Origin of the sequence: Pedobacter gandavensis, assembly GCF_032678745.1 — a bacterium.
Taxonomy (GTDB): Bacteria; Bacteroidota; Bacteroidia; order Sphingobacteriales; family Sphingobacteriaceae; genus Pedobacter; species Pedobacter gandavensis_C.
In genome coordinates, this window is record NZ_JAVTST010000003.1 from 115637 (window position 1) to 130277 (window position 14641).

At 40.3% G+C, this 14641-nt stretch carries 10 protein-coding genes; all 10 read right to left on the bottom strand.

Features of this window, described 5'->3' with window-relative positions; translation table 11 throughout:
- Window positions 1-7: 7 nt before the first annotated feature.
- Window positions 8-1534 (bottom strand): DUF6850 family outer membrane beta-barrel protein, encoded by a 1527-nt coding sequence (locus R2S10_RS11885; protein WP_316840656.1) that lies wholly within the window; start codon window positions 1532-1534, stop codon window positions 8-10.
- Between the two features lie 38 nt (window positions 1535-1572).
- Window positions 1573-2781, bottom strand: coding sequence for a DUF4876 domain-containing protein (locus tag R2S10_RS11890; protein ID WP_316840657.1), 1209 nt, complete (start codon window positions 2779-2781; stop codon window positions 1573-1575).
- Window positions 2782-2789: 8 nt separating this feature from the next.
- Window positions 2790-5363 (bottom strand): TonB-dependent receptor plug domain-containing protein, encoded by a 2574-nt coding sequence (locus R2S10_RS11895; protein WP_316840658.1) that lies wholly within the window; start codon window positions 5361-5363, stop codon window positions 2790-2792.
- A 140-nt stretch (window positions 5364-5503) separates the two neighbouring features.
- Entirely contained in the window at window positions 5504-6472 is a 969-nt protein-coding gene (locus R2S10_RS11900) for a hypothetical protein (RefSeq protein ID WP_316840659.1), read from the bottom strand.
- Entirely contained in the window at window positions 6459-8048 is a 1590-nt protein-coding gene (locus tag R2S10_RS11905) for an MBOAT family O-acyltransferase (protein ID WP_316840660.1), read from the bottom strand. Before R2S10_RS11905 ends, R2S10_RS11900 begins: the two co-directional genes overlap by 14 nt.
- 9 nt (window positions 8049-8057) lie before the next feature.
- On the bottom strand, window positions 8058-9737 hold the full coding sequence (locus R2S10_RS11910; protein WP_316840661.1) for a carbamoyltransferase: 1680 nt from the start codon (window positions 9735-9737) through the stop codon (window positions 8058-8060).
- Entirely contained in the window at window positions 9730-9981 is a 252-nt protein-coding gene (locus tag R2S10_RS11915) for an acyl carrier protein (protein ID WP_316840662.1), read from the bottom strand. Before R2S10_RS11915 ends, R2S10_RS11910 begins: the two co-directional genes overlap by 8 nt.
- A gap of 1 nt (window position 9982) precedes the next feature.
- Window positions 9983-11131 carry a cytochrome P450 gene (locus R2S10_RS11920; RefSeq protein ID WP_316840663.1) on the bottom strand — a complete coding sequence of 383 codons (1149 nt, stop codon included), beginning with the start codon at window positions 11129-11131 and terminating at the stop codon, window positions 9983-9985.
- Window positions 11132-11211: 80 nt separating this feature from the next.
- Entirely contained in the window at window positions 11212-12888 is a 1677-nt protein-coding gene (locus tag R2S10_RS11925) for an AMP-binding protein (protein ID WP_316840664.1), read from the bottom strand.
- 120 nt (window positions 12889-13008) lie between these two features.
- Window positions 13009-14634 carry a gliding motility protein RemB gene (locus tag R2S10_RS11930; protein ID WP_316840665.1) on the bottom strand — a complete coding sequence of 542 codons (1626 nt, stop codon included), beginning with the start codon at window positions 14632-14634 and terminating at the stop codon, window positions 13009-13011.
- Window positions 14635-14641: the final 7 nt, after the last annotated feature.

Genomic DNA, 14641 nt, shown 5'->3' on the forward strand with positions numbered 1-14641 from the left:
GTATTTTTTAAAAAGTAACTCCTCCAGTAAGCAGGAATTGATTTCCGTTATATTTTGAATCGAAAGCTGTGTAGCTATAAGTCGATTTTAGTGAGATGCCCAATCCATTTTTTAGTGGATAGTTCCATCTTGCGGACAAATTTAACTGTTGATAATCAGAAATGTGGTAGGCATAATTATTTTCCAGCATACGGTAAACCTCGCTGGATGTCTTTAAATCTGACCATGAGCGTGTTGCATTGGTATTTTTAGAAAGCCTTCCTCCCACATTTGCTTGCAACAGCGATTTTCCCATCTGACTACTTATTCCAACATTTAAGCCTCCGCTGATGGCGGCAAAATCCATGCTTCTTGCGGGATCTACGTACTCGGTTTTATCTGCTGAATAACCAATATCGGCTAATACCTGCCAGGATAGTGCTTTTTGATTTTGCACATTATAGATCCCTGTTAAGCGAAAATCAGACTGTTGATTCAGGTAATTCTTATTCTTAGAAATCAGCACATAATTGTCTTGTCCACGGTTGTCGAATTTAGCTTCAATTCCGCTTCTTTGTTCATTACTCGCAGCCAATTTCAAACCATATTGACGTTCCTGATCCCCCAGTAGGTAAGCCAGTTCCCCTTTCCAGAGTTTAGATTTAAGTTCTGATACGGGCAATGCCTGCAAATCGAGAATCGTTTTTTCAAATGAGAAGTTCCGATATTCCAGATTGGTAAATAAGCCAATCTTATCTTTTGGTGCCAATTGCAGTTGAAGACCATATCCACCACCATTATAATAGGTATTTGTTTTATTACCCGCAATCAGTTTATTGTCTGTTCCCAAACCCGTCATGTGATAAACCAGTGGCGCACCTACCAGGCTATAAAACTTAACTAAGTTCTCCTGAGTATACTTTCTGGCGGAAAGTCCGAAGGACAATTGATATTTCTGATTTAGGGCGCGTGCGGCACCAAATTCAAACTCCAGATCAGACACTACATTTTTGGGTCTTGGATCGATATCTCTATATTCGAGCAAGGCTCTATATTTTCCGGAGATTCCAAGCATCGTTTTACCGAGTTGGATGCCATATCCGCCACTAAATGAATATTCTTCATAAGAAAGGTCACCACCAACGGTATCGGCCATTACATAAGGGGCTACAATGGCGTAATCGGAACTTTCATTCCACATCACGTTTTTTCTTTTCCCATTGGAATAGCCTGCTGAACCCCAGAGTGCATCTTTGTCTTTATGCTTCAAAAATGCTTTTGTATCGAAGCCAAAGCGTTGTCCGCCATCCCCCTGTTGTAACTGATACCTTCCCTGTTTATTCTCATTATAACCGAGATTGAACTCGGTTAAAGCATAGTTGCGGGAATGGTATTTCATTGCCGGATTGCTATAAAAGCCATCGGTAAAGCTGGAAATCGGACTGTAATGTTCTTTCAGCTTCTGTAGTAAGGCAAGGCTATCCAGCTTTTTAACCTGGGTACTATCTAGCCTGGTGGTATCACTGGCATGGGAAAAACCTATGCCAGTGATCATGATTACTATAAGAACCTTTATTTGCTTCAACATTATATTTATTGCATTAAGGAAGGTTTCGCTTCCGCATCAAAATCAAGGCTGGAGTTATTGGTATCTTTAAGAATTACCCTACCCTCAGCTGTAGTAGAAAGCGTTTTACGTCTTACACTTTTACCATATCTAGTTTTATCATTGGCCAGTTTACCGCAGAAAGTCCATCCCATATCCAAAGAAGGGTCTGTTACGATCCATTGGAAGGAAGCCTGTACACTTAGGTTTACCGCATCGATGATCCAGGCATTTGGAATTTTATATTCTTGCTGATCCATTGGATAAACAATCCCATTTACGATCAGGCTGTATTCGTAGTTATATTGTTGGTTGGTCAAAAAGTCGTCCGTACCATTTGGGAAACGGGCTAAAACGTAGCTGGTAAAACCTCTGTTATGGAAAACCATTTTATCATAAGTATTTTCCATATTGGTTACCTGAGGATTGTCGATATCATCCATATTTTGATTGAAGATCTCAAAATCTGCTTTTCTCAGGTCTATAGAAGCCGGGTTAAACTCTTTATGGTTGATTCCATCATCAGCGATTAAAATGGATTTACCTGGCAATACCGGGTGGTCTTTTCCAGATCCAGGAATCCTGATCACTCCTGCTACGGCTACTGCCTGTGACATTACATCCGGGGTATAGTTTCTTTTATCCGTTGTTAAAAATGCCGACTGTGCAATGACCAAACCATCTGCATATAATGTTTCTGCGGAATTGTTATAGATTACAAAGTACTTATCTCCTGTATATTGCTTGCTTTCGGCTGTTAATGTTCCGGTGAAGAAGATCTCCTGGATCACAAAGCCTGAACCTTCCTGTCCGATAAACAGCGTTAATTTCTCCGCAGCTTGTGTTCCTGTAAGGACCATTCCTTGCTTCAGGCCAGCTACTCTTCTGCTGGCAGTTTTACCATCCAGCAAATATTCCGCTTTACCTTCCAGGCTCACATCATAAGAACCTTCGCTCAATGTAATGTCTAATTTTTGATTCACTACATTGGTACTTACTGTTTCTTTACCTGTATTTATTTCTCTAAAAGTCACTTTTACATCAGACAGTTTAGCATCTGTAAGGCCTTCAGGGCTTTCCAATGTTAAGGTTAAGGCCACTTGTTTCAATTGCAAAGTGCTGTCTTTCTTACAAGCACCAAGCAACAATAATGCACATAAGGGGATCCATAAACTACGTAAAGTCATCTTCATCATCTCTTTTATTATAAATTAAAGTTCAATTCCATTCCAAAATAAGGGCTGTTAAATCCAGACCTTCTGATCGTAAAACCGTTCACCTTATAGTCCGGTGCATAGTTAAAAATCCTATTCACGAACATGCCCACACGAATTTTGTCTTTAAAGTTTTTGACTACTTTAAAATTGACGTTCACATCCAATGGGATCGTGTTTTTCACAAACAGCTCTTCTGAATAATTCGTGTTTAGCCATTGTAGGTATTTATCCGATTTATCGGCTTCAGTATAAGGGCGGGTAATACCATTTATATCTACATACTCTGATGGCGTACCACTTTTTCTGGCGTTCTGTGCACTAGAAAACCACCTGCTTTGGATGGAAGTAGAAAACTCCAATCCGATTTTTGGCAAATAGGTATCTATAGTTGCATTAGTATTCAATTGCGATCTGATGTAACCATCATTATCAGGGTAAAGCCCTGCGTAGGTTAGCTCCTTGTCGTCAATGATCAGTCTTTTTGTTTTATAAACAGGCAAACTGTTCTCGTAAACCGACTTGAACCAGGCGCCATCTATGGTAATTCTTGTATTGATATTATTGATCCTTGGACTCGAATAACGGTATTCAATTCCTTCTTTATACAAAGCACTCCCGTTTTGTACCAAGCTCAATAATTGCATCCATCTCCAATCTTCATAAGGAAGGTCATTGATATCCGGTGCAGCAGTTATTTTATCTGGATCCAGACCAGAAGCATTGTATCTTTTATAATCCATAAACGCCAACTCCGAGCCATTTCTAAAGGCATTGGACATCGATTCTTTAAAATAGGTAATACTTAGCCTGTTTCTGTTCATAGAGAAATCTGCTTTCAGCTCCCATTTCTTATTTCTTGCGGGTTGCAGGTTTGCATTCTCTACCAGGAATTTATAGGTTTTCACATTGGCCGTTCTATATTCCGGATTATTGTGGTAGTAATTGAGCTGTTCCAGATCTATATATGTATAGTCCGGATAGAGTTGAGCGATTACCGGAAATTTACTCTGCCAACCAATTCCGGCGCCTAATTCGATCTGCAATTGTTGTGTACCGATATTGATCTTTGGCAAGGTCCAGTGTGCATTAGCACGAGGATCTACTGCCGAAAGACCGGCCATCATCATTGCCCTCGCTCCTGCTACTACTTCAAACTTATGCGCTCCTGCTTTAAAATCGATGCGGTCCTCTGCGAAAAACGACAGGTCTTTTGTAGCTGGAATATCTTTGTAAGCTCTTGGTCTGGTTGTCATGCCTATTGCAGGTGGAAAATAAGGGTCGAAGACTTGTCCGCGGCCCAGGTTTTTACTGTAGTTGGCTTCTGTACCTATCAGAATTGCATGGTTGATTTTTCCAGATTTAAAACCCAGGTTTGCCATTGCTTTTAGGAAAGCATCTACTGGTTTACCATCTACCAGCAGGTGTGCGGTATAATTTGGTGGTAGGAAACCAACATTGTATACCCCCGGTTCCGTATAGGGGTTTAATATCGATGCTGCCCCTGCCTGTACACGCTTTGTTTGATTGATTTGATCACGCTGCATGCTCAATGAGGAGTTTACCTGAATTGATTTCAGGAAGCGTTGCTGATGAAAATCTATTTTCAGGCTATTGCTAAATGCCAGTCTATTGTATTCAGATTTATATTTATCTACACCCAATACATCCACATCAGGATCCACTCGTTGGTTATCAAAAGAAGTCCCATAATCCAGGTTACTCCTAAAATCGATATCTCTTGTATTATTTTCCCAAAGCTTGTTGAGGCGGATGGAGGTATTTACTCTTTTAAAATTTTCGAAACTATTGGTGGGATCTGACTTGGCGTTCAGGAAATCGAAGTCTACATTCAGGAACATTTTCTTCTCCGGGAAGGCGAAACCTTTTCCAACATAGGCCAGTTTACTGAAACCATCGGCTTTAAACCTTGCTTCCACACCACTTTCTCCCTGTTTACGGGTGATTTTCACGACGCCACTGGTAATGTCGCCATATTCTACAGAAGGGATCCCTCTAATGATTTCCACTCTTTCGATCTGGTCGGTAGAGAGGGTACGCATATCCAGGCCTTTTCCGGTAATGTCTCTTTTGGTATTGACATCACCCTGTGCCATTAAACCTCCTGTATATTGCATGTTTGCACGGGTACTAATGGGCGCACCATCAATCAGAAATGAGGTTCCTAAGGAAGAAATATCGTAATCTGTGCTTGGAGTACCTGTTTGTCTTAAGCCGATCAGGTTGGCTGTTTTCAAGTTTGGATCCAAGGTCCTTCCACCGGGTAATAGCGACAATAAATCGCTGAAGCTAGAAGGTTGTAAATGCTGCATGGCCTTACGATCGATAATCGAAGAGGTACTTAATCCTTTCGATTCTTTGGCCGTGATGACTACTTCATCCAGGGAGACTTGTTTTGTCTTTAGACTGTCGACTTTCTTGTTTACTGTATCCTTTTTAGAAGAATTGCTTTTTTGATTTTTTTGTTGCGCCTGAGCCGGTAAAACCACCGTGAAACTGATCAGACAAAAAAGTAAAAAAAGAAAATAGTCACTACCCCGCATCCCTTGTTAATAATTGAAAAATAACGAGTTAATCCCTGTTCGTTATTTAGAAGAAATCTAATTAAACGCAAAAGTAGGGTTTATTTTCTAAAAAAAAAGGGGAATATCAAAAATGATAAGAATAGGAGAAAGGAGATCAGCTATTTAGCATGATCGATCAAATATTGGACTACCTGTGTTCCGATGATGGGTTTAAAATGGGTTCCATCATACCATCCTTTATAAAAATTCCCATTACGAAACTGGTATTCGTTCCCAATTTTGGTGTCTGCCAGGTTTATAAATCCGAATTTGAGGCGATGACTTCGGAGTTGCATGGAGTCCACTAATCCCTGCATTTGTTTCGAAACCTGTTGATTGATCAGTTTATATTTTTCCTCTTCCATTGTTTCCTTTGGCAATGGTGATATGAAAAAAACCACCTTATGCTGCAGGTTATTTTTAAGCTGATGATTTACCATCCACATTTCATCCATCATGCGGATCTCTTCATTTGTAATTGGTCGCAAGGGTATAATTTCGCCATTCAGTTCCACTAAGGATTTTAGCGTATCCGGATTTTTTGGTTGCTTAAGTATCCTTATGTTATGGTCTTGATTAAATAGGTTGTACTTAATCGTTCTTAAGGAAAATATGGTCGTTCTTAGACTAAACACCTTAGTGTAAAAGCTACCATCTCTAATATTTGCTTCATTATTAATGCCACAAACTTCGATAAAGATTGTTTTCGGGACTGTGGCTTCTGATAAAATCTTTTTCAGCACTTCGGTACTTTCGCTGATATCCATTGCCGAAACGGCGATCTTTTCAAGAGCGGGCTGATCCGCATCGGATACGCCACGAAGTATATGGGAAGTACCGATTATACTATACTTCACTTCCGGTCCTTTAGCATAAAGCCTGAACACATTCATCACTGGGATCACATTCACCACTTCGTTTATGGGGTAATAGTTGAAGTTCCTGGTCCGATTTTCCTTGTACCAGTACGGATCCGTGAAATAATTCAATAAACCAATTACACAAAGAAACAGTGCCATAGCCATCACAACCCCTCTTAAGAAGCGATGTTTCCGCCAGTTCAACATCAAAAGCTTAAAATTGTCCATAAAGAAAATCCTGGTATACTCTATTGTCCATTTTGATGATCAAATAAAGTGCTAATAAAAAGCCGGTAACCAGCCCAAAAGTTAAAGTAGGTTTCCAACTGATCCGTTGACTCCATTTACTACCGCTGTGTGCTTTTAATCCAAAAATTTCCATGCTGTTAGGTCCTCTTAGTGCAAATACAGAACATATAAGGATAAAAATAGGGAAGGGCAACATAAATTCCTCATAACCAAACAGGTAAATCGGTTTTTTTATCATAGAAAAAAAATCATTGTTACCGACAGACTGATTCAAATAAAACCACAGTCCTCTGTTAGTATTCAGATCTAATCTCCCAAAGCCAGCCAGCAGTGACCAGAAGGAAGGAAGGTCTTTTAGCATCAATAAGCTACCGGCAATACCAGCGGTGAGCAGCACTTTTATCTGGTTCAATCTCGTCCCAACAGGCCCCATCTTTAGCTTCAATGGGAACCACTTTCCCAATACCATCATGATGAGTTGGCTTAGTGTCAGAATCAGACCGATCAATACACCGGAGAATAAGAATTGCAGGGATGGCGAGTGCCAGAAGCCTATAGAAATATAGACGACCATTGTGGCCACAATTCCAGCCAGGTAATATTTAGAGGGCGAATTTCCTTTTAAAAGTTTTAACATTAGCTTGGACACTGGAACAAAGATATAGTCCCGATTAAATGCAATCAGGGAGATATGCCATCTTGCCACATAATCCGTAAAGGAAATCGCTTTAAGGGGCGAGTTAAAATTCACCGGAAATTTTAGTCCAAAGCAAAGTCCCAGCCCAATGGCCATGTCGGAATAGGCAGAAAAGTCAAAGTATAGCTGAAGAAGGAAAGCCCAAACTGTAGCTAATGATTCTAAGATTGTAAAATGCCCACCGGAGTTGATACTGGTAAACATTTGAGTCGTAAACATGGACATCGGGTCGGCCAGCAAGGTTTTTTTGAACAAACCGAAAGTAAACAAACTCATTCCCAATGCAATGCTATGTTCTGTGATGTTTTTCATCCCCAGTTCAGCAAATTGCTTAATTGAGGTTTTATACCTTAGGATTGGCCCGGCCGGCAAATGAGCGAACATACTTACTGATAACAAATAGCTTTTAAAATCATAAAGCTTTGCTTTTTTAGTGTAGATATCGACAAGTAATGAAATCTGGTACAGGGTATAAAAAGATAAGCCTAGAGGGATGCCAAATTCCAGGATTAAGTTGGTTTGACTGTCGTTGCTCAGTACGGTATGCTGAGTACTTGCTGAAAAGAATTTGTACCAGAAAAGGGCATAGAAATTTAGAAAAACACCAGTAACCAGGTAGAGCGTTTTCAATCGCGAACCCTCTTTACTTTTGTCAATAATAAAGGCGAAAAGGTAATTAACAACAGCCGATCCAATTAAGACAATAACCGCTCTAAAATCATTATATCCACAGAATAACAGCGATGCCAGAATCAGCAGGGCTGAGGCCAGTTTTGGATACTGCTTGTTGAGTAGCAGAAAAATGGCCAGTGTAACTGGAAAAAAAATGAATATGAACTTTATGGATTGGAATAGCATGTTATCGTTTTATTTCTCGACCAGAATAGTATCATATAAAATGGCATCAAGGCCAGAGTTGAGCAATACTACAAGCGCGTCGTCCAAGGAATTTACGATTGGTTTCCCCATCACATTGAAACTTGTGTTTAACAAAACAGGGACTCCAGTCAATTCGCCAAACTCAGTTAATAATTCGCTCATCCATGGATTCTCTCTTTCATTTATCGTTTGCAGTCTTCCGGTTCCATCCTCATGGACTACAGCCGGAACTATTGTTCTCATTACTGATTTCCATGGAAGTGTAAAGGACATATAGGGTGAACGATGTGCTTTCTGAAAATAATCTGCTACCTGATGTTCAAATACAATTGGAGCAAATGGGCGATAAGATTCTCTGCCTTTGATCTCATTGTTAATGTAATCTTTGGTCTTCGCTCCTCTTGGATCTGCGAGAATAGACCTATTGCCTAAAGCACGTGGCCCAAATTCAGCGGCACCTTGCATTACTCCAATGATTTTTCCTTCATAGAGTTTCTTTGCAATAATTTTAGCACGCTCTGCTTTCAAGTCTGTGACTTTTAAAGAAGCGCCATATTTGCTTAGGGTACTTATAATTTTGGCATCTGTTTTTACTTGCCTACCTAGATATGCTGATCCATTATGATAAGGAATTCTGCTTGTTTGATTTGCTTTCATCCAGCTTAATAATGCCGCACCTAATGCATTCCCATCATCGGCAGGAGCCGCCGGCACATGGATATTCAAAAATGAGAACCTTCCGACAATGCTGCCATTGTAGGAAGAATTCAATGCACAGCCACCAGATAGGATTAAATTTTCTTCCCCATAACTTTCACAATGTGATAAGATCTGATCGGCAAAATAAGCGTATGCCGCTTGTCCACTGGCGGCTAAGTCGGCAGCCATCATCAGTTCTTCCCCTGGTTTTCTATAAAAGGGTTTTATTTGATCGATTACATTACGCATTTGTGCTTCCGAAGCAAACAATAACCGCCCTTCCTTTACTTCTATCAGGTTTTTTAAAGTTTCAACGATAAACTCAAGGGGTTTTCCAAAGGCTGCTAATCCCATTACTTTCCATTCTTCACCCCTACGGGTGTCGAAACCGCAGATTTTTGTTAGCCATCCGTAATAGCTCCCCAAACTGCCAGGTCCCCAGGAGCGCCAAATCCGCTGTAGCATTCGGTCTTTTAACCGGTAAAGGCTAACTGCTCCAACCTCCCCTTCCCCGTCAATAACCAGGCATAATCCCGAATTTAAATCAGTACTATAACATGCATTTACTGCATGACAAAGGTGATGGTCAAAGCCCTCCACAGCGTTGTTCTCCTTCAATAGCAGGTATTCTCTTAAATTTTCGCCTGAATTTGCAAAAACCTTATCTTGTAAAGACACCAACCATTTTGCAGAGGAGGACTCCACGAGTAGTCCCCCCGCAATATCAATTGGCAAACTCTTTTTTGCTTTAAGCCAGCTTCTGGACATCAGAATCTCCGCACCGGGACTGATCAAGTCTGGCAGTATGCTCCTGATGTGTTCAGGGTGGTCTGCATCTATCCCCCAGGCTCTTTTCTGCTGTACAAAGCGCTCTGTCGCTTCCGCGAACACGACATTACCTTTACTGTTCACCACACTAAAAGCTGGATCATGACCTGAGGTGGATAAGCCGATAAAATACTTATCCATTGGTCAGCTGCATAATTTTTTCCGCTACTTCATTGATAGTTTTATTTTCAAACATAATCATCGGATCAATTTCAACTTCCAGTACATCTTCCAATTCTCCGGAGATGATCACTGCTTGTAATGAACTCAGTCCGATTTCATCCAGATTTCTAGCTGGGTCTACCTGATCTATTTCAATTTTCACATGGTCAGCTATCTTTGCTCTTAATAATTCAATAATCTCTGTGTTGTTTAATTCTGGCATATTATAATTGATTTAGGCTAACTTTTAAGGTATTTAGGATTACTGTTTGTTTTTGGTCACTCACATCTGGCACATCACTGAGTTTGTTGATTTCAGGAAAATTGGCGAATAGTTTAGGAATGGCACGTTCTATAAGAACTCTACTGTGAAAAGCACCTACACAAAAGTGAATCCCTTTCCCAAATGCGATGTGTGCATCATCTGCGAGTTCTTCTTTAGTCCAATTTTTCTCTTTTGCAAATGGGCAGCCTACTGCATGGACTTCCAGCAGGTCGATCAACACGTTGTCGCCTTTACTGAATTCCTGACTACCAACTGTTTTATTTGTCAATGATATGGAGTGGATATATCTTGGAGAAGCGCCGATCTTTATAAGATATTCCAGGTTATTAGATACCCATAGCGGATCGGCCGCACATCTGCGAATGGCTTCGGGTGCAGATAGCAAATGCCAAACCACATTGGCCATCGTCTGGGAGATATTAATAGAAGCACCATAAAGCACCAGGATTGTCGCAAGTACATCATCCTGGGTATAACCATCCATCTTAAAATCCATCAGCTCGGTAAGTAGTGATACTGGGCTTTCTTCATTAGCACGCGTGTCTCTTTCGCGCATTTGGTTTAACAAATCACCAAAACCGGCTTCCATTTTAATCAATTGTCTTAAAGGAAGCAGCGGCTGGAGCAAAGTCTGTAGTTGTTGTGTCCAATGGTCAAATCTTTCCGGATCCTGTGGTCTCATTCCCAGCACGCGCTGGGTAGTTTCCAGAAATAAAGGATAGGTAAAATCTGCTACGATATCTGGGTTTACTGCATCCTTCAAATTAAGGATTGCCGCATCGATCGCCAGGTCAAAAACCGGGATCCATTCTTTAATCTGCCCCTTCCCTAGTGTATTCATTACTTTTTTTCGGAGCTGGATGTGTTTGTTTCCAGTCATGAAGAAGAGCGCATTGCCTGAAACCCGGATCAGGTTAGAAAAGTCTCTACCGCTGGCAGCCTGCAAATCGAGCAGGTACTTTTCCATATGAGGAGGTGCAAAATCACTATTTTTATTTACCTCATTGGCCACCTCTATATCGTATACATAGCTAAAGCCCGGATGAGAATGTTCCGGTATTATTATCTTTTCAGAAGTACTGTTCATGTTTTTAGAATTAAAACGTTCAGTCAGTATTATTAAGAACCCCTTATGATTTGCTTAAAAAGCAGCGTTATCTAGTTGACCTAAGCCAGGATATTTTTTCCGTAAGTATGAATATTAAAATCCTGACCGATGGCGTAACGCCTTATCTTCCCACTAGATGTACGATCCAAGGTACCACTTTTTAAGATCAGAATATGTTCTAAATCCAATGAAAAATTAGAGATCATTTTCGACCGTATCTGTGATTTGATTTCCTCGATATTCATCGGAATTGATGAAAATGTTTCAATCAACAGGCAGGCTCTGCCATCCTCTTCTTCGCTTACCCTAAAAGCTGCAGCAGCTAAAGGATTCAGATTAGAGTTGACTTCTCCGGCGTACCATTCGACATCTGCAGCAGAAATATTCAGGCCATTTACTTTAATGGTGTCCTTTTGTCGGCCAAGCACATATAGTTTATCGCCATTTAGGTAACCTAAATCCCCGGTTTTGAACCATTGCCCGGTTTTCCCATCACAGATTTGTGTAAATTCAGTTGAGTTTACAGGGATGAGATGATCTGTTGGGGATAAAATATAGCCTTTTGCCAATGAGTCTGACTGTACCCAGATCTCTCCTTTCTCCCCATCCGGCAATTGTTTTTTGGTATGGAAATCAACTACGATGATCGACTTTTTAACGATTTCACTCAAGTAACATGGCGCTATTAATTCTTCGTCCTTTTCTTCTACATCTTCTCCAAATGACCGTTCTCCTGCAATGAAAAAGTTAGCTTCGGCCATACCATAACAGGCAAAGAGTGAATTTGAAGAAAGGCCAGTTGCCGAAAACTTATCATAAAAAGAGTCGATTACTTTTTTGCGCACGATTTCGGAGCCAAGAAATGCCTGTTTCCAGCTAGACAAGTCCAGATCAAGGATTTCATCTGCTGAGATTCTGTTACAGCAAAGGTTATAGGCAAAAGCGGGCGCTCCGCTCAATACTACTTTGTAATCAGAAATCATTTTAAGCCATCTTACCGGTCTTTGAATAAATGCCAGCGGAGACATCAGAACAATCGTAGATCCGTGTATCAAGCTTACTAAAATAGTCCCCAGCCCCATATCATGATAATGAGGGAGCCAGCTCCCTGTAACCATTTCTTCATTGAAACCACATACCAGACCTACCAGGTTCAGGTTATGCAATACATTGGCATGTGAAAGTAGAATTCCTTTTGGCTTTTGAAATGATCCGGAGGTATACTGTATATAGGCTGGATCATCAAGCGTACTGGAAAATCCAGGCAGTTCCATATTTCTCTCAGCAATGGTATCCTGATCACCTGTTATTCGATACAGCTTAAATGGCGGGAAATTCAAGAAGCCTTTTAAAGCTTCATATCCACTCTCATCACAGAGTACCTCTTCAGCATTACAATCACTGATGATATTTCTGATTCTTTCTTCCTGCAATTTATTCCTTGAAATTGGAATTGGTACGATGGTAACACCTGCATACAGACTTGCGATGAAAGCGATGATAAAATCTAATCCCGGAGACATCGCCAATAAGACTGGTCGGCTAGGATGCTTTAATACTTGTGTATTTCCCAGGATACGATGGGCCATTTCTACGGCTCTTTCATGGAGTTCCGCTCCAGTAAGGGGGATGGATCTTAAAGGATCCCCCTTCGGTAAAAAGATGGCAGAATTTCTTTTGCCAACAGCAGCGAAGCTTTGAGAAAAAGCTTGACTTAAGTTGAGATTTTTTAGCATTGAGAGCAATTAATGTCCAAAAGTAACAAATTAATTCCCTAAATAGTAAGGGTGTAGAAATAAAAAAAGCCCAATATCGCATGAAACTGGGCTTTTTTAGTCGTTTTTGGAATAGGATGCTTACATATCCTGATATAGATTTCTGAAGGTGCTTCTTAATCCGAAAGTAATTAAGCCCGTATTCTTATTGCCCAGAGTATTACTTTCCTTTCTATACACTCCTCCAACTTCCAGGCGGAGGTTATATTTTGGATTTAAAAGGAATGCTACCCGGCCTTCGGCGAAGTATAGGTCGGTTTTGATGCCCTGACCGACATAGTTGCCATAATCAGATTGTCTGGTATTGTAAGATTTAAAAATATCCTTGCCATAGTTTGATCCTTCCGGATCCAAACCATATCTCGCGTACATCAGCTGCCCTTGAAAATCAAATCTTTTATAAGAATAGTTCATGATTCCCAATACTTCTTTAAAGTTTGCACCTAGTGGGTGTGCGAGTGGTTGGTTAGATGCGCCATAATTAGAAACTCTGTCAAAATGAGCATAAGTATATGGTCTGGCTGTATTAAATTCTGCCAGATAATTTAAGCCTTCTACATTCAATAAGTCAGATCCTCTGACACCGATTTGTAGTGCCCATTTATTAGCCCAGAATCCTTTTCCACTAAACACCTCTTTGGCCACAAATTCATCAAACATAAACTGACCGTACACAGTGGTTTTATCCAGAATTTCGTATTTAGTATTGATACCTAAACGCATTTTATCAGGAGAGTTCACATTTGCGCCTTCAACTGGGCGAAGGAAAATAAAAGGATGAACATAATTAAAATCAAAACCACGTTTCCCCTCCACTTCGGCATCAGCCCAGGTAACTGCCTGGAAAAATCCGATGGAGAATCTTTTAGTCGCATTCCAATCTATATAGTGCATTGCAGCCCATTTACCACGGTCGCCCAGACGTCTGTCTGTAGTTAGTTTCGGTGCACCGGGATCTAACATGTAACCGAAAATAGTTTGATATTGTACATTCCCTAAACTTGCTCTAATCCTTAAGAAGGAATAATTTGCTGCAACATCGGAAAGTAGCATGGAACGATATCCATCACCAATAAAGTTCTTATCATATCCCAATGCGAAATTCAAGTGCTTATTTGGCGTATAAGAAAGCAAGGCTGTTACATATGCCCAATCTTTAACCGGCTTATTTAATTTAATATCGCCAGCCATCTGACTTGGCACTACTTTATTTGTATTGATAAAATCGTCTATGTATCTGGCAAATTCGCCTTGATTTTCAAAACCATTGGTATAAAAAGAGAATTTCTCCCCTACTTTACCACCGATTTGATAGCCTCTGGTGTTCAACCAGGTTGTTTTACCTTGATTAAACTCTCTTCCTATCTGGAAATCGGGTAAAAAATCAGCATACACTTCATAATCTTCTCCTTTAAAATTAAGGAGGTGTTCTTCTGTGACTTTTCTTCTTACCCAGGATCTACGGTTTAAGGAATCTGTACCCATTTTCATCAATTCATCATAACGACGAACCAATAAAGAATCGTCTGCATAATATCCTTTAATAGAAGAATGCGATCGGCTATTTACATCATAAACGGATTTATTCAATTTTTGATAAAAGGGATAAGAATAAGGGATGTTTACGTTAGGTGTTTGGGCCTTAGTGTTTAGGCAAAAAAACACCAAAACTCCTATCCAGAAGAAGTATTTCATATTAAAATTCATAGGGTAC